The 16,112-nt window shown below is 61.4% G+C and carries 21 protein-coding genes; 8 read left to right on the plus strand and 13 right to left on the minus strand.

The features are described from left to right. Positions 1-79: 79 nt before the first annotated feature. Genes CP97_RS04585 through flgB form a run of 13 tightly spaced genes read right to left on the minus strand, consistent with a single transcriptional unit; the run spans position 80 to position 9,683 of the window. A complete protein-coding gene (locus CP97_RS04585) occupies positions 80-952 on the minus strand; it encodes a flagellar motor protein MotB (RefSeq protein ID WP_227819671.1) in 873 nt (290 codons plus the stop codon). A gap of 1 nt (position 953) precedes the next feature. After that, positions 954-1,817: a flagellar motor stator protein MotA gene (gene motA, locus CP97_RS04590; protein ID WP_048884986.1), complete on the minus strand. Its 864-nt coding sequence runs from the start codon at positions 1,815-1,817 to the stop codon at positions 954-956. 12 nt (positions 1,818-1,829) lie between these two features. Beyond that, on the minus strand, positions 1,830-2,747 hold the full coding sequence (locus CP97_RS04595) for a flagellin N-terminal helical domain-containing protein (RefSeq protein WP_048884987.1): 918 nt from the start codon (positions 2,745-2,747) through the stop codon (positions 1,830-1,832). After that, on the minus strand, positions 2,747-4,075 hold the full coding sequence (gene flgK, locus CP97_RS04600) for a flagellar hook-associated protein FlgK (RefSeq protein ID WP_048884988.1): 1,329 nt from the start codon (positions 4,073-4,075) through the stop codon (positions 2,747-2,749). The genes CP97_RS04595 and flgK overlap by 1 nt, the downstream gene beginning before the upstream one ends. 3 nt (positions 4,076-4,078) lie before the next feature. Further along, entirely contained in the window at positions 4,079-4,381 is a 303-nt protein-coding gene (locus CP97_RS04605) for a rod-binding protein (RefSeq protein ID WP_063612359.1), read from the minus strand. Further along, a complete protein-coding gene (locus tag CP97_RS04610; protein WP_048884990.1) occupies positions 4,378-5,472 on the minus strand; it encodes a flagellar basal body P-ring protein FlgI in 1,095 nt (364 codons plus the stop codon). Before CP97_RS04610 ends, CP97_RS04605 begins: the two co-directional genes overlap by 4 nt. Before the next feature lie 14 nt (positions 5,473-5,486). After that, positions 5,487-6,146 (minus strand): flagellar basal body L-ring protein FlgH, encoded by a 660-nt coding sequence (locus CP97_RS04615; RefSeq protein WP_053106541.1) that lies wholly within the window; start codon positions 6,144-6,146, stop codon positions 5,487-5,489. 22 nt (positions 6,147-6,168) lie between these two features. Further along, positions 6,169-6,957: a flagellar basal-body rod protein FlgG gene (gene flgG / locus CP97_RS04620; protein WP_048884992.1), complete on the minus strand. Its 789-nt coding sequence runs from the start codon at positions 6,955-6,957 to the stop codon at positions 6,169-6,171. Between the two features lie 29 nt (positions 6,958-6,986). Next, entirely contained in the window at positions 6,987-7,727 is a 741-nt protein-coding gene (locus CP97_RS04625) for a flagellar basal body rod protein FlgF (RefSeq protein ID WP_048884993.1), read from the minus strand. Positions 7,728-7,752: 25 nt separating this feature from the next. Further along, a complete protein-coding gene (locus CP97_RS04630) occupies positions 7,753-8,571 on the minus strand; it encodes a flagellar hook-basal body protein (RefSeq protein WP_048884994.1) in 819 nt (272 codons plus the stop codon). 13 nt (positions 8,572-8,584) lie between these two features. Continuing rightward, positions 8,585-8,929: a flagellar hook assembly protein FlgD gene (locus tag CP97_RS04635; RefSeq protein ID WP_048884995.1), complete on the minus strand. Its 345-nt coding sequence runs from the start codon at positions 8,927-8,929 to the stop codon at positions 8,585-8,587. After that, on the minus strand, positions 8,929-9,333 hold the full coding sequence (gene flgC / locus CP97_RS04640) for a flagellar basal body rod protein FlgC (RefSeq protein ID WP_048884996.1): 405 nt from the start codon (positions 9,331-9,333) through the stop codon (positions 8,929-8,931). Before flgC ends, CP97_RS04635 begins: the two co-directional genes overlap by 1 nt. A gap of 2 nt (positions 9,334-9,335) precedes the next feature. Beyond that, the gene (gene flgB / locus CP97_RS04645; RefSeq protein ID WP_048886723.1) at positions 9,336-9,683 is read right to left on the minus strand and encodes a flagellar basal body rod protein FlgB; all 348 of its coding nucleotides are present in this window, start codon (positions 9,681-9,683) and stop codon (positions 9,336-9,338) included. Between the two features lie 210 nt (positions 9,684-9,893). Here flgB and CP97_RS04650 point away from each other — a divergent pair, with 210 nt between their 5' ends. The 8 genes from CP97_RS04650 (at position 9,894) to CP97_RS04685 (ending at position 16,008) form a co-directional block, all read left to right on the plus strand. Next, a complete protein-coding gene (locus tag CP97_RS04650) occupies positions 9,894-10,547 on the plus strand; it encodes a MotA/TolQ/ExbB proton channel family protein (protein ID WP_048884997.1) in 654 nt (217 codons plus the stop codon). After that, entirely contained in the window at positions 10,544-10,963 is a 420-nt protein-coding gene (locus CP97_RS04655; protein WP_063612360.1) for a hypothetical protein, read from the plus strand. The genes CP97_RS04650 and CP97_RS04655 overlap by 4 nt, the downstream gene beginning before the upstream one ends. 50 nt (positions 10,964-11,013) lie before the next feature. Next, on the plus strand, positions 11,014-11,535 hold the full coding sequence (locus tag CP97_RS04660; RefSeq protein ID WP_048884999.1) for a flagella basal body P-ring formation protein FlgA: 522 nt from the start codon (positions 11,014-11,016) through the stop codon (positions 11,533-11,535). Between the two features lie 77 nt (positions 11,536-11,612). After that, positions 11,613-11,903: a flagellar biosynthesis anti-sigma factor FlgM gene (locus tag CP97_RS04665; protein ID WP_048885000.1), complete on the plus strand. Its 291-nt coding sequence runs from the start codon at positions 11,613-11,615 to the stop codon at positions 11,901-11,903. Continuing rightward, complete coding sequence (locus tag CP97_RS04670) at positions 11,900-12,220, plus strand: hypothetical protein (RefSeq protein ID WP_048885001.1); 321 nt, start codon at positions 11,900-11,902, stop codon at positions 12,218-12,220. The genes CP97_RS04665 and CP97_RS04670 overlap by 4 nt, the downstream gene beginning before the upstream one ends. An 85-nt stretch (positions 12,221-12,305) precedes the next feature. After that, positions 12,306-13,193 (plus strand): transglycosylase SLT domain-containing protein, encoded by an 888-nt coding sequence (locus CP97_RS04675; protein ID WP_048885002.1) that lies wholly within the window; start codon positions 12,306-12,308, stop codon positions 13,191-13,193. Positions 13,194-13,258: 65 nt separating this feature from the next. Then, positions 13,259-15,298 (plus strand): flagellar biosynthesis protein FlhA, encoded by a 2,040-nt coding sequence (locus CP97_RS04680; RefSeq protein WP_418202087.1) that lies wholly within the window; start codon positions 13,259-13,261, stop codon positions 15,296-15,298. Further along, positions 15,295-16,008, plus strand: coding sequence for a sigma-70 family RNA polymerase sigma factor (locus CP97_RS04685; protein ID WP_048885003.1), 714 nt, complete (start codon positions 15,295-15,297; stop codon positions 16,006-16,008). Before CP97_RS04680 ends, CP97_RS04685 begins: the two co-directional genes overlap by 4 nt. The last annotated feature ends 104 nt before the right edge of the window (positions 16,009-16,112 follow it).

Consider the following 16,112-nt stretch of genomic DNA (forward strand, 5'->3'; position numbering starts at 1 on the left):
AGTGGTCGGGAGCAGGGGTTACGCATTCGTGGTTAAGCGCGCTGTCGCCCCAGCCTAGGGTTTAGCACCTAGGCAAATGTCAGCTATCCAGCAGCAGGATCGAAATTCTCCGGTTGCGCGGATCTGCCGGGTCATCGCGGATCAGCAGTTCACGGTCTGCCACGCCTTCAATCCTGTCAAACCGCGCTTCCGGCATTGCGGCACGCATAAGCTCCTGCCGCGTGGCCTCCGCCCGGCCGGTCGAAAGCGACCAGTTGTTTGCCCCCACGCCCGAGCGCCATGGCAGGGCATCGGTATGGCCGCGCACAATCACCTGTCCGCGCTGCTCGATCACCGCATCGGCGATGATAGCCAGCAATTGCCGCGCCTCGGGTGTGAGCACGGTTGAAGACAGGTGGAACATGGAGAAATTGGCATCGTCGACCAGATCGATACGGATGCCCTCGGGCGTGCGCAGTACACGCACTTGCCGGACAAGACGCCGCAAACGCACGTGGTCTTCCATGGCCTGCTCGATCTGTTTGGCAATTTCCGCGCGGCGCCTTTCTGCATCGGGCGCACCTCCTTCCGTGGGGCCGCCCTCTGCATCCCTGGGGATCGTGATCATTTGCGTTCCTGTCTGGCCTGCCGCGTGGGGGTAATTATCCGCATCCACCAAAGAGGAGCCTCCCAGCATACCGTCGGAGCCAGCTGATTGTTCGCGCATCTTTACCAGCGTGGGGGTAAAGTAATCCGCCAGCCCCTTGCGCTGATCGTCGGTGGTGGACCCAAGCAGCCACAGCAACAGGAAGAACGCCATCATCGCAGTGACAAAATCGGCATAGGCCACCTTCCAGGCCCCGCCGTGATGGCCACCGCCGCCTGATACGATCACCTTCCTGACGATGATCGGCGCGAGCGGGGCATCCGGCTCGGGCACATGTTCGACCGGGTTGAGCGCAGCACTGGCCACTCTACTTGCCCCGCAGCGTATCGAGCAATTCGGTCAAGGCAGGACGGTGTGCGGGCGGCAAGCCAGAACGGGCGCTTTCCACCACCAAAGGTTGCGGATAGCCATGCAAGCTGGCGATCATCACCTGCTTGATTGACTGAAAAATCTGTCCGTCGTGCGCATTTACCTGTTTCAGCCGCCCGGCCATCGGTCCCACAAAGCCATAGGCCAGCAGCACGCCCAAAAAGGTGCCCACCAGCGCCGATCCGATCATGCCGCCCAGCACCGATGGCGGTTCGTCGATACTGCCCATGGTCTTGATAACGCCCAGCACGGCGGCCACGATGCCCAGCGCCGGCAGCGCATCGGCCAGCGATTGCAGGGCGTGCTGGGGTTCTTCCATTTCGTGCAGCTGGCTCTTGATGGAATTGTCCATCACATCCTCCACCGCATAGGTATCGAGCGAGCCGGATGATACAACGATCAGCGTCAGCGTATCGCATATGAGATTGGTGAGTGCATTGTCTGCCAGCAGCGCCGGATATTCGACGAAAATTGTCGATTCCTTCGGGTTGGTAACATGGCTTTCCAACGCCACCGGCCCTTCAGTCTTCATCATTTTCATCAGCCTGCTGGTCAGTGCGATGGCGTCAACATGGTCCTGATCCGAATAGCGCGGTCCCTTGAAAACCTTCTTCAACCCACCGCCCAGAAGCTTGAGCTCGTGCATGGAATTGCCGATCACTGTGGCACCAAGGGCTGCGCCGCCGATGATCATCATTTCCAGCGGCAGTGCCGCAAGCACCGGTCCCAGCGAGCCGCCAGCAATCACGAATCCGCCGAACACCATCAGGAGCAGAATGATAATCCCGATTGCTGGAAACATGATTCGGCCCCGTTAGATCTGGTTGAACAGGCTGAGATTGGACAGGCGCGAGAAGCTGGCCTGGCTGGCCTCCAGCACGGTAAGAAGCTGCTGCAATTCGGCGATGGTTGAGGCAAATTCGACGCCGCCAGTATCGGCGATTTCGCTGGTACGCGCGAAGGACTGGTCCACCTGCCGATCCTGCACGATATCAAGCCAGTCGGCGCGCGCACCGGTTACGCTTTGAGCGCGGGTGACGGTGTCCAGTGCAGTGTCCAGTGTGGCCAACGCATCTCGCGCAGCGGCAGCCGGATCAGCTGCTCCCCCGCGCAGGGCCACGGACAAGGCAGCCAGTTCAATAAAGATATCGGTAGGGCCACCTCCGCCATTGATGTTGAATACTTCGGGCCCGGTCAGCCCGCGTACAACGCTCTGGCCCTGGCCAAGGTCGATAGTGCCGCTGCTGGCGGTTCCGGCGTAGATAGCCGTGCCACTGGCATTGAGCGTATAGGCAGCCCCGCTGCCCTCGCCGCCGAACAGGGCGTTGCCGCTGCTGTCCGTGGCATTGGCGCTGGAAAGGATGCGCAGGCGCAATTCCTCAATTTCGATAGCAATCGCTTCGCGCTGGCTGGCTCCCAGCGTATCGCTGCCTGCATAAACAGCCAGTTCGCGCACGCGGATCAGATCGTCGGCGATGCTTTCCAGTGCGCCACCGGTGGCCTGCAAATCCTGGCTGGCGCGGGCGGCATTGGCGGCGTCTATTTCCCCCAGTTGCTCGGCACGCTGGAGGTTCCGCACGCGGGATGCGGCCACCGGATCGTCGGAGGAGCGAGAGAGCCGCTCGCCCGAGGCAAGCTGGCCCTGAAGGTTTTCCGCTTCGCCGCGAAGGCTGCTCATTTGCGCCTGTGATTGGCGATAAAATGCCAGCGTGGGGGTGGAAACGACGCTCATCAGCGTAGGCCCAGAATGGTGTCGAAAATATCGGCGGCTGCCTGGATCACCTTGCCATTGGCCTGGAATGCCTGCTGGTAGCGCAGCAGGTCGGTTGCCTCCTGATCGAGGTCGACGCCTGTTTCGGCCTGCAACGCGGCCTGCGCACTGTCGGCGATGGTGGACAGCGCGCCTCGCGTGACAGATCGCGCGTCGATTGCGCTTGAAAGGCGAAACAGCAGGGCGTCCGCGCCTTGTGCAGGGCCACCATTGGACAGTGCATCGCGCAGGGCCTGAAGGTTGGCTATATCGCGGCTATCCGCAGGTGCGCCAGCGGGGGCGGTGGCGATCTGCGCCCCGCTGCTGAGGGGAAGTGCGATATCGTCGGCCCCGCTGCCGGAGAAAAATATTTGTCCGGCGGTGCCATCCTGCGCCGCTCCATTGGCCTGCGCAGTGTTGGCAATAGCAATGACTTGCGTTGCCAGATCGTCCAGCTCAGCACGCACCGTGCGGATGGCCTGCAACGACTGCGAATTGCCTAGCAGGCTTCCCGATGCAAGGACTGCTGCATTGCCGCCCACGCTGAAGGAAAGGCTGCCATCGGCATTGGCGCTGCTGGCAAGAGAATTAGCCTGTGCCCCGGTGACAAGTGTTTCGCCGCCCAGTGCAACGGTCACGCCGCCCGCCGCATCGAAGCTGGCCGTTCCACCTGTCAGTTGTGTCAAATCGCGCAGCAGCGCATCGCGCCTGTCATACAATGCGGCCTGGTCGCTCGATCCGTTGCTGGCGCGGGCAATGCCGGTGTTGGTGCGCGCCAGTTCGGCGGAGAGCAGATTTACCCGCTCAATGCCAGCGCCGGCGCTGAATTGGGCAGACTGTTCGGCCGCGTCGAGACCACTTGTGGCCACCTGAAAGCTCTGCGCCAATTGCCGCCCGTCTTCCAACACGGCGGTGCGCAGGGCGCCGCCAAGCGGATCAGCGGCCAGCCGCGCGAGGCTGGCTTCGAAATCGACGATGGAACCGTAGATTCCCGCTTGCTCGATTGCGGTCTCGGCATTGGAAAGGCCCGATAACTCCGCCTCTGCGCGTGAAAGATCGCTGCCGGTGCGCCGCGCCTCGTTTTGCAGAAAGATGGAATCGGATCGCATGACGTGATCGGGCCGCACACCTGACAGCATATTCCCCGGCTCCAGCCCGATCCCGCTTGTCGATGCGACTTCGGCCATGCTCAGCGTGCGTCGGGCGTAATCGGGGTTGCCCGCATTGGCGATGTTCTGCGCGGTCAGGTCCAGCGCGCGGCGGGCGGCCATTGCCCCGCTCTTGCCGATATCGAGGAGATTTGATGACATGGCCTAGTCGCCTCCTTGGTCGACGAAAGCGTTCAACTGCCGCTCTATCGCCGCGGCCAGGCCAAATGTGCCCTGCTGTGAGGCGATGTCGGCAAATTGCTCGTCGCGCATGGCTTCGAACTGTTCGAGACCGGGGCCACCGAAAAGGTCACCCCCCCCGAAATCGCTGGCGCGCGCAGACGATAGCAATTGCCGGATAAAGATCGCCTCGAACGCCTGCGCCGCTTCGCGCAGATCTTCACGCGGGGCTGCTGGGGTGGAAAGCGCGCCGCCCTGCATGGGAGAGGAGGGGAGGATGCTCGTCACAATATCACCATTTCAGCTTGCAGTGCGCCCGCTTGCTTGAGAGCTTCCAGGATAACGACAAGATCCGCTGCGCCGACGCCCAGCATGTTCAGTGCATCGACGACTTCGGAAAGGTTCGCCCCGCCTCGCAGCATGGCGAGCCGTGTTTCCTCGATGTCGAGAGCGATGTCCGAAGCTTGCTCGACAGCAGTTACACCGTCGCTGAATGGCGCAGGCTGCACCACGAGCGGGTCTTCCTCTATCCGCACGACAAGCCTTCCGTGGCTGATTGCGGCAGGGGCAAGGCGCACGGCAGAATTGATGACCACCGTTCCAGTGCGCGAATTCACGATCACGCGCGCGGGTGTTTCCGCCGGGGTCACGTTGATCATCTCGATGGCGGCGATCATTTCGCTGCGGGCATCTGCGCCCAGCGGCATGACGATGGAGAGGGTAACCCCGTCAACCACGCGCGCCGAACCGGGGAAACGATTATTGATCGCCTCGCGCATGCGGCGGGCAGTCTGGAAATCGGCATTATGCAGGTTGAAGCGCAGCTCCCCCTGGCTGTCGAAGCCGGTGGCGACGCTGCGTTCCACGGTTGCGCCATCGGCAATGCGGCCCACGGTGGGCACATTGACGGTGACTTGCGACCCATCGCGACCCGATACGCCAAGCCCGCCCACCGCAAGATTGCCCTGCGACATGGCATAAACCTGCCCATCCGCGCCATATAGCGGGGATAGCACCAGCGATCCGCCGCGCAGGGAATCCGCACGGCCGATGGTGGAAACGGTCACATCGATGGTCTGTCCAGGCTTGGCAAAGGCGGGCAATTCGGCGGTGATGATGACGGCGGCCGCATTCTTGAGGCCCGGAGAGACGCCCGGTGGCAGGGAAAGACCAAGCCTTCCGGAAACACCGCGCATAGCCTCTGTCACATATTCGAAATTATCATCGCCCGTGCCATCAAGGCCGACAACGATTCCGTAGCCTGTCAGCTGGTTGGGGCGCACGCCATCAAACGTGCCGAGATCGCGAATGCGTTCAGCATGTATGGGGGCGGCGATCAACATGGTAAGCGCTGCAAGCAGAAAGGAGAGAATACGCATGTGCTGTCTCCTTCTCAAAAGGGGCTGACCATGTTGAAGAAACGGCCTAGCCATCCGGGACGGCTGGCCTGCTGGATTGCGCCTTGCCCGCCATAGATGATCTGGGCATCTGCGATGCGGGTGGAGAGGATGCGATTGTCGACGTCGATATCGATCAGCCGCAGGATCCCTGCGAACTGCACCCATTCATCGCCCTGGCTCAATCGCATGTTCCGTTCTCCAACCACCAGCGCCGTGCCATTGGGGCGCACTTCGGAAATCGTGACCGAGATGGCGCCGTTGAGCTGGCTGCGCTGGGATGCAGTGCCTGATCCATTGAACGACGAACTGGACGAAGCATTAAGGGCATCGGGATTGAGAAATCCCAGCGGGCCGGCGCTGGGGGGCAGGATGGATGCCTGTCCGTCGCGACCGGTAGTGGCGCTGGTGGTCTTGTTGGTACTGAGGCTTTCAACAAGCACGACGGTGACAAGATCGCCGACATGGCGCGCACGCGTGCCTTCGTGCAGCGCGGCATAACCATTGGCAGCCTGGTAGATCGCGCCATTGTGCGGCGATGCGACAACAGGGGGGCGCGGCAGCGATGCGGCAAAGCCGGGCTGCGGATTGCCGCCCTCCATTGCACAGGCTGATAACGCTAGAGCCAGAAAGCCTGTTGCGACGATGCGGTTCATGATGGTTCTCACAGTATCAAGATCACAACGTCTGGTTGGCGTTGCGCAGCATTTCATCCACCGCGCTGATCATCTTGGAATTGATCTCATAGGCACGCTGCGCCTCAATCATCTCGACCAGCTCTTCCACCACATTGACGTTGGACGATTCCAGCATGCCCTGACGGATCTGGCCGCGGCCGTTCTGGCCGGGCACACCGGTATCGGCAGCGCCGCTGGCCGCGGTTTCCAGCAGCAGATTGTCACCCGTCGCCTGCAGTCCTGCCGCATTAACGAAGCTGGCAATGGTAATCTGGCCCAGTTCGGCCGGTGCGCTGTCGCCCGGCACCATGGCGGTGACGGTGCCATCCGGACCGACCGAGATCGATTGTGCGCCCTCGGGCACCTGGATCGCGGGTTGCAGGGCATATCCTTGCGCGGTGACAAGCTGTCCGTCAGCGGACAAGGTGAAATTGCCCGCGCGGGTGTAGGCCGTCTGCCCGCCGGGTAGCTCCACCTCGAAAAATCCGTCGCCATCCAGCGCCATATCTAGTGAGTTACCGGTCGTCGCCATGGTGCCTTGCGTGTCGATGCGGGTGGTGCCCTGCACGCCCACGCCGGTCCCAAGATTCAAGCCGATTGCGTAAGCCGTCTCGCCGCTGGAACGCTGCCCGGCGATGCGCGCGTCATCATATGACAGCGTCTCGAAATTGGCGCGGTCGCGCTTGAAACCGGTGGTGCCGATATTGGCCAGATTGTTGGCAATCACCCGCATGCGGGTGTCCTGTGCCTCAAGGCCGGTGCGGGCGACGTGAAGTGCGGAAGTGGGCATAATCTATGTCCTTTTCATTCGGATCGGGCTTAGCGCAGCGACATCAGGCTGGCGCTGGACTGATCAAGCTGTTCTGCGGTGGAAATGATCTGCGCGCGGCGTTCAAAACTGCGCTGCGCCTCGATCATTTGCACTAGCGTTCCGGCGCTATCGACATTGCTCTGTTCTAGCGCGGCAGTGATGACTTCCGCCGTAGGATCGCTGGGCAGGACACCGCCGCCGTCCACCCGCAGCTGGTTCTCAAGGTCTTTCACCACAGCGCTGCCCGCCGGGCTGGCAAGCTTTATGCGCGCCACTTCCTCTGCCCGGGCATCGGGGTCGGCGGGATCGGCAGCGAAAACAGTGCCATCGCTGCCAAAGGTGACCCGCCAGCCGGGCGGCACGGTAATGGGGCCGTTCTGCCCCATCGCCTGCAACCCCTCGCCATTGATCAGGCGCCCTGTGGTATCCACGCTCATGTCACCGCGACGGGAATAAACTTCCTCGCCCGCTGGAGACTGGAACGCGATGAGGGCCTCGCCGCTGACTGCGATATCGAGGTCGCGCCCCGTGCGGTTGACGGTGCCTTGTGACAAATCCGCCCCGCGCACCGCGCCCTGTGCATAGCCGCGCACGTCGAATGCTTCGGCCTGCAGATGCCAGGGCATGGTGGCGAAAGTTTCCGCCCGGAAGCCCGGCGTATTGGCATTGGCAAGATTGCTGGCGACGGCACGCTGGCGCGTCATCGCTGCATCCATGCCGGTAAGGGCGGTGTAGATCATGCGGTCCATGGCGAGGGTTCCTCAGCGATATCAATCAGCTGCGCAGATTGATGATGGTCTGCGAGAATTGCGTGGCGGTATCGATGGCCTTGGCGTTCGCCTGGAAATTGCGTTGGGCGGTAATCAGCCCCACCATCTCCTCTGCCAAATCGACGTTGGATTTCTCCAGCGAACCGGCACGCAGCCCTCCGGTGCGCCCGCTATTGGGTGCTCCGAACACTGCATTCCCGGAAAAGCCAGTGGATTCCCAATTGGTAGAGCCGACGGCACGCAGACCAGTGGGGGCAGGAAAGGATGCCAGCGCCACACGGCCTACGGCCTCGGTCGCGCCATCGGTATAGGTGGCGCTGATCGTTCCGTTGCTCTCGATAACCAGGCTGGAAAGGTCCGCTCCGGCACCATTGACGACAGGAACGATCGTATCGACGGTAGTTCCGGGGTTCACCACCGCGCCGGTAGCATCCACCTGGAACATCTGCAGGTTTTTGCCTGAAAAATCGGTGAGCGCACCAGTGGCGTCGATCTGGAAATTGCCGTTGCGCGTGAACAGCACCTGCCCGTTTTCGGGGTTGCGTGTGGCAAAGAAGCCATCGCCATCTATCGCAACATCCAGGCTGCGTCCGGTCTGCTCGATCGCGCCGAGCCCAAAGTTCTGGTTGATGCCTGCAACGGTGGCACCAAGTCCTTGCGTCATGCGGGGATTGGAGGCGGAGCCATTGGCAACGAGATCGGCAAACTCAACGCTGCTTTTCTTGAAGCCGGTGGTCTCGGCATTGGCGATATTGTGGGCGATCGTGCTGAGATCGGTCTGCGAGTTCTTCAGGCCGTTCAGCGAAGTGTAGAAAGATGTCATCGTCTGGGAATCCTCAGATCTTTGCCGGAATTGGCGCGGGCTTCTGGTTTGTAGAAGCGGTGCTGCTCTGTGCTTCGATCAACGCGTCGAGCTTGGCGGAAATGTCGGCCAGCGTAGCGTTGCCTTCGGTAGAGCCAGCAAGCGCTGAAAACTGCGCCATCTGTGCCAGCATGTCCTTGTTATCCACTGGCTCGAGCGGATCCTGCTGCTGCAATTGAGTGGTCAGCAGGCGTAGAAAATCGCCCTGGTCGAGTGTGGACATGCCGGACGTCTTGGCTGTCACGGCAGCGGAAATGGTGCTGGGGGCGTTGATATCTTTAAGATTGCCCGAAAGCGTATTCGCATTGATTGTGGTCATCACTTGCTCCTGATGGTGTCGAGCATCAGCTGCTTGGCAGTCTGCATTGCCTCGACGAGGTTTTGATATTGGCGGGCGCTTTCCATGATCTCGACCATCTCGGCGCTTTCATCGACACCCGCTTCCCAGACATCGCCATTTTCGTCGGCAAGCGGGTGATCGGGATCTTGACGACGGATCGCGGCGGTTTCGGCCTGCCTCACTTCGGAAACGCGCACGCTGGAAAGGCCGCTGGCGGCGTCCAGCTCCTGCTGAAAGACGGCGCGCACGGGGCGATAAGCCTCAGCTTCGCTGCCTGCGACCGTGCCGGAGTTGGCGATGTTGGAGGCCGCCGCATTCATCCGGACCATCTGCGCGGACATGCCGCGCTGAACGACGTCGAACAGGCTTGTGGGTCCGCTCATTTCTATTCTCCCTTCAGCGCGCGCTTCACCGTTTCCACCCGTCCGGTCAGGAAGGTGAGAGTGGCGGAGTAGGCGACGGCGTTTTCAGCGAATTCCATCTGTTCATTGGCCAGCTCGACGGTGTTGCCATCCATCGAAGCCATCGTGGGAACACGGAAGCGGGCAGCACCCTCTATCGTGTCCTCGCGCGAGGTTCCGCCAAGGCGTGCCTCTAGCGCGGATGCAAAGTCGATATCGCGTGCCTGATATCCGGGCGTCGCCGCATTGGCGATGTTCGAGGTCAGCAGCCCCATGCGGTGCGAGCGCAATTCCAGCGCCGCGCCGTGAATGCCGAAAAGCCTATCGCTCATCATTACTATCCTTTCTGGCGAACGGCCGGGCCGTCCTCACGCGCTATGTTAAGCAAAGGGTGTGCCAACTCTACAATTGGGATGCGTTTCTGCGGGATCTTACGAGGAGGAACGGGGTCGGCGGCAAGGGCTTGCCGGATGCGGCAAACAGGTGCCGCCCTAAATCCCGCCGGTTGCCGGTCGTCCTGATGGCTGCAGGAAGGAGCGCTTATGGATTTTTCTCAGTTTTGGGATGCGGGCGGCGCGGCCATCGTGCTGGGCGGCACGCTCTTGGCCACCGTTCTGGCCAGCGGCAGGCGAGAGATGGTCGCTGCACTGGGCAGCATCGGCCAGCTTGGGCAAAAGCGCTTCGATTACGAAAAGACCCGTGCGGAAATCGCCTATGATGTGGAAATCATGCGCCACGATGGCGTGCTGCGCGGCCGCACGGTGCATACCTCCGACAGCGAAATTGCGCTTGTCACCGATGCGCTGATTCACGATCGCTCCATCCGTTCGCTGATCACGGCGCACGAAGGGTTTCAGCAGCGACGCGTCCGCAGCCGGGAAGCCGCGCTAACCCCCATTCGTCATGCGGCGGAAATGGCGCCCGTATTTGGCATGGCAGGTACGCTGTTCTCGCTTTCACAGATGCGGTTGGGGGAAGCGGCGGACATGCAATTGCTTGCTAGTATCGCCATGGCCATCCTCACCACACTTTACGGATTGCTGCTGGCCCATCTCGTCTTCAACCCGCTGGCGCAGCTCCTTGAAAGGCGCATGCTGGCCGAAGAGTCAGACCGGCAAAGACTGATTAACTGGCTGGCGATACAATTGCGGGAAAGTTGTCCGCCCTCGCCGGTGCAGATGGAGAAGGCTGGATGATGCGGGCGGCAGGCGGCAACTGGCTGGTTCCGCTCGCGGATCTGTCGCTGATCCTGTTCATCGTGACGGGCGGCGCATTGAATGCAAGCCTTGGTCGGCCCGAAGGTGCCGCGCCTGCCGAGGGTGTAGCAGCCGCGATCCATGTAGATGTTCCGGGCGCACCGCCGCTGGAGGAAATGCTGGCGGATCACGCCATATCAGAAGGCGAACGATTGACGGTGCTGGGTTATTACGCGCAGGGTGACCGTACCGATGTGGCCCAGCGGGCAGAGCGGCTGGCGGACGAGGCGATTGCGGCCGGCATAGAGCCGCGCGTGATCGTGCAGCCCGCTGCCGAAACATTGGTGATCGCGCGCTTCGCCCATGATGCCGATCCCGGATTGGCACGCGGCTTGCAGGTTATCGAGGAAGAATAGTCTTCAACGAAGCCGAGGCCCCTATGTCCTGTTGTAGAACACACCGTCTGATGCCAATCGCTCTTGCTGCCAATTTGCTGGCTATGCCCGTAGCGGCGCAACAGGGGCAGTTTGCCGATCCGTCCGCCATCGATGCCGAAGTCGCTGCCTTTACCGGCGCAGGTCTGGGCACGCCGGGCGGGGCGCGCCATCCGGTCGATCGCCGTTTGCGGCTGGCCCACTGCCAGCAGCCATTGGAGTTGGCCTGGCATGGACGCGGTGCAGACATGGTGCGGGTAGAATGCCCATCGGGTGCTGGTTGGCGCGTGTTTGTGCCCGTCAACGCTGGCAGCACCACCGCGCCTTCTGCTGCAATGGCCGCTGCGGCGCGTGCGGAACCGCAAGTAGTGGTGGAGCGCGGACAGGTGATGACGATCACCGTGGAAGGTCGTGGCTTTGCTGTTAGCCAGCAGGGGGAGGCCTTGGAAAATGGTGCTATCGGCAGCTGGATCCGCATCCGGCCAGAGGGAAATCGCGAAGTCATTCGCGCGCAGGTGCGAACGCCGCAGCGCGCCGTGATACCGCTGGGCTGAGAATAAACCTCAAGAAACCCTTAAACCTTCTCTCCGCCCGCCGTTCTGCAACTCAGACAACTTAAAAGGAGCGACGAATGTCCCTCTATGACGTATCGAAACTGAGCAGTATTGGGCCGCTTCGCAGCGCCACTCGCGAATTGCCGGGCGAAAAACCGGCGGTGGATGCAGAACGCGCAAATGGGGCAGTCGACGGGGGCGTAACGGTCCAGACCGGCGCGAAAGTCAGTGCAGGGGCAGCTCCGGTGGATGCCGAACGCGTGCAGGAAATTCGTCAGGCACTGCGCGAAGGCAATTACCCGCTTGTTCCTTCCCGGATTTCCGATGCGATTATTGCCGCGCGCCATATGTTGAGCGACTCACAATGAGCGGTGACAACACCCTGGCAGACAGCTTGCGGCAGATGCTTGCCGTTCTGGAAACAGAGCGGCAAGCGCTTGCCGCGCTTGATGTCGATGCGCTGACTCTCTCGACGCGCGACAAGGACGCGCTGTGCGTAGTGCTTGGATCGCAAGGCGGAGACGGCCTTGATCCCGAATGCCGCACGCTGGTGGCAGCCGCACGTCAGAAAAACGAGGTGAACCGCAAAGTGCGCAACTTGCTGGCTGCGAATGTCACAGCTCGGCTGGACGCGCTGACCGCGTCGCCCGGCACCTATGCTGACCCGCAGGCCCAGCGCATTTGACTAGGTAAGAATACCCTATACCGCGAAGTGGCACGCCCCTTGCTAAACTCTCTACAAAGAGAAACCGGCAAGGATACCGCAGCGGATGACAGACCGCATTTTCACTTCAGCAGCCGCGAGGCCGCCGCACGTCCCGTCCCAACCGCAAACTGCCATCGAGCAGGCCGCGCGGCGTACCGGTGTCGATTTCAGTTATCTGATGGCGCAGGCCCAGATCGAAAGCGGGATGAACCCGCAGGCAGAGGCGCGCACGTCCAGCGCCAGCGGGCTTTACCAGTTTATCGATCAGACTTGGCTTGCCACGATGGATCGGCATGGCGAGGCGCTGGGCTATGGCGACATGGCTCGAGCCATCGAAACGCGTGGCGGGCGGGCCAGCGTTACCGACCCGGCGATGCGCGATGCAATCATGAACCTGCGCTTCGATCCTTTGGCATCATCGCTGATGGCGGGCGCGCTGGCGACCGATAACCGCGCGGCGTTGCAAGATGTGCTTGACCGCGATCCCGATGCGAGCGAACTGTACCTCGCACATTTTCTAGGCGCTGGCGATGCGGCACGCTTTCTTTCCGTATTGACGACCGATCCGGATAGTTCGGCCACGACATTATTGCCACGTGCCGCCGCAGCCAATCGCGCGATCTTTCGTGAACCCACGGGCGGGGCGCGTTCTGTGGGTGATGTGATGGGCGTGATTCGCGGCCGTGTCGAACGCGCGATGCCCGCCGCCTTCGCCCCGCCACCGGCAACACCTGCAGCGCCGCCACCCGCTCGACCAGATCTTGGTGCGCCAATATATCCACTCGCGCCCGCCCATTCGCCACAGCCGCTGCGCTATGCCGCCATGTCCGACACCTTGCGCGACACATTCAGCCTGGTGGGCACGCAAGCGGGCGGCCCGGGGAGCGGCATCGCTGAGCCACATGCCCATATCCGCAAGGCCTATGCCCGGCTGGAGGCCTTTGGACTGTGAACCTGAAATTGCCTTCCAACTTGTCCGCCCTAGCATTGCCAGCTGGAATTCTGGCGTTGATCGCCATGATGGTGCTGCCGATCCCCACGGTGATGCTGGATATCTTTTTCGTTTTCAATATCGCGCTATCCATCGGCGTTCTAATGGCGGCGCTCTACGCCGCGAAACCGCTCGATTTCTCTGCTTTCCCCACCGTATTATTGTTTGCAACATTGTTGCGGCTTGCACTTAACGTCGCCTCTACCCGCATCGTGTTGGTGAACGGGCATGAGGGTGAAGGGGCCGCCGGGCAGGTAATCGAAAGCTTCGGTGCCTTCCTTGTAGGCGGCAATTTTGCCGTCGGGCTGTTCGTTTTCATCATCCTGCTGATTATCAATCTTGTCGTTATTACCAAGGGCGCGGGGCGCGTGTCCGAAGTCTCTGCGCGGTTCACGCTGGATGCCTTGCCGGGCAAGCAGATGGCGATCGACGCCGATATTGCTGCAGGTCTGATGACGGCGCAGGAAGCCAAGGCGCGCCGTGTCGAAGTTTCTACCGAGGCGGATTTCTACGGCGCGATGGATGGCGCCAGCAAGTTCGTGAAAGGCGATGCTATTGCCGCCATGTTGATCCTGGCGGTCAACATTTTCGCAGGCATCGGGCTTGGCATGATTGGCTATGGCATGAGCGCAAGCCAGGCTGCGGAAACCTTCATCACCCTGGCGGTTGGTGATGCACTGGTGGCGCAGGTGCCCGCGCTGCTGCTGTCTATTGCGGCTGCCGCCATCGTAACCCGTGTAGCCGATGCCAGCGACCTTGTTGGCCAGATCGGGCGGCAATTTTCCAATCCGGCCAGTTGGCTGCCTGTGGCGCTGGTGCTGTTTGCGATGGGCATGATCCCCGCCATGCCACAGATGGTGTTCCTTCCCGCCGCCGCACTGGCCTTCTGGCTTTACCGGACGCTGAAGAAGAAGCTGAATGCACCCATTGTCGATCCAGTGGAAGACGTGCTGGACGAGCCGCAGAAAATCGCCATCGCCGATGTCAGTGATCACACGCTGGTAACGCTGGAAATGGGTTATGGTCTGGTGCATCTGGTGGATGACGCCAAAGGTGCGCCGCTGGTCACCCGTGTTACTGGCGTGCGCAAGCAATTGAGCCAGACCTTCGGCTTTGTTGTGCCCCAGTTCCGTATTCGCGATTCACTCGAACTGCCCGCCAATGAATATCGCATAATGCTGGGCGGAGTGGAACTGGCGCGCGCAGAGGCGCGTCCTGATGCCGTACTGGCGATCGATACCGGAGAGGTCAGTCGCGACCATGGCCTGCACGGCCAGCCCACGACTGATCCCAGCTTCGGCTGTCCTGCCATCTGGATTGCACCCGCTGAAAAAGATCATGCCGTGGCGGAAGGTTTCCTTACCGTGTCAGCGGACACCGTCATCGCCACTCATCTGAACCACTTGTTGCAGGAACGCGCGCAGCAATTGCTGGGGCCGGAGGAAGTGCGCAGTATACTGGACGCAGTCAAGGAACGTGCACCGGGACTGGTGGAGGCGACCCACCCCGATCCGCTGTCGCTGGCCGCAATCACTCGAATGCTGCGTGCACTGCTGGCAGACGGGATCAGCCTGGCCCATCCGGTGCCCATCCTTTCCAGCCTGGCGCTGGGATTGCAGATCACCAAGGATTTCGATGCGCTGGTGGATTACGTCCGTGCCGACCTTGGCGGATGGCTGGTGGGGCAGGTGTGCCCACCCACGCAGGCGCTGGGCGTTCTGACGCTGGACGCGGAACTGGAAGGTGCGATCCTTGGCGGTATGAAAGATCCTGTTACGGGCCAGCCGGTGATCGAACCCGATTGCGCACGCATGATCGGTGATGCAGTTGCGGACCATCAGGCCCGCCATTCCGATCGCGGTTTGGCGCTGATCGTGCAGCCGCCTGCGCGCCGTGCGCTGGCTGCCCTGTTACGCCAACGCGCGCCTACCTGCCTGGTGCTTTCCATCACCGAACTGCCGCCCAGCCAATCTGTAGAGGTAATCGGTGTGATCGGTGGACGGCAGGAAACACCCGCCCCGCCACAATTGCCTGATGCATCGCATGAAGAGGTGCTTGCCGCATGAAACATGAGTCTTCCGCTTCTGCCGCTGCTGCCTACCAAAGCTTCGACATTGTCAGCGACCGCGTAAAGCGGTTCGTGCCGATGGTGCGCAAGGCCGCCTGGCATATCAACGGTGCGGGCCGCGAAGGCATTGAGATCGAGGATTTGATGCAAGCGGGCTTCATTGCGCTCACAGAAGCGGCGCGAAATCATGAAGGACCGGGCGAGGACGGCTTTGCCGCCTATGCCAAGCTACGCGTTCGCGGGGCGATGTTCGATCTCATCCGGAAGCAGATGCCCGTCAGTCGGGGCGCAGTGAAGCGCCGCCGCGAAATCGAAAATGCACGGCGGGAATTTTCGCAGCTGAACGGACGAAGGCCAACGCATGACGAATTGGCCGCGCTGTTGAACATCACGCCATCTGAACTGGCGCAGCATCTGGGCGACGACGTGCGGATCGAGTCGATGGACGCCGCCTATGACGATGCCAGCGATGTTTTTGCCTCCGACCTGCCTGATGCCTTTGCGCTGGTGTGCGAGATGCAGGACAATGCGCGGCTGAGGGAGGCGATGGCGGTCCTGCCTGACCGGTTGAAACTGGTGCTGCAATTGTATTTCGTGGAAGAGTTGAATCTTACCGAAATTGCGCAGGTGCTGGAGATCAGCGTACCGCGCGTGCACCAGATAAAGGCCCAGGCGCTGGTGAAACTCCGGCAGCTGATGGAGGAATAACGATTTAATCCCTTGCAGCGAAAACACGCTGCAATGGCTACCTTCTTTCCCACTCTTATCAGCCTACTCTTATTAGCGTTTCCGCCGCCATGCTGTGCGGACGC

The sequence above is a fragment of the Aurantiacibacter atlanticus genome, assembly GCF_001077815.2.
GTDB lineage: Bacteria > Pseudomonadota > Alphaproteobacteria > Sphingomonadales > Sphingomonadaceae > Alteraurantiacibacter > Alteraurantiacibacter atlanticus.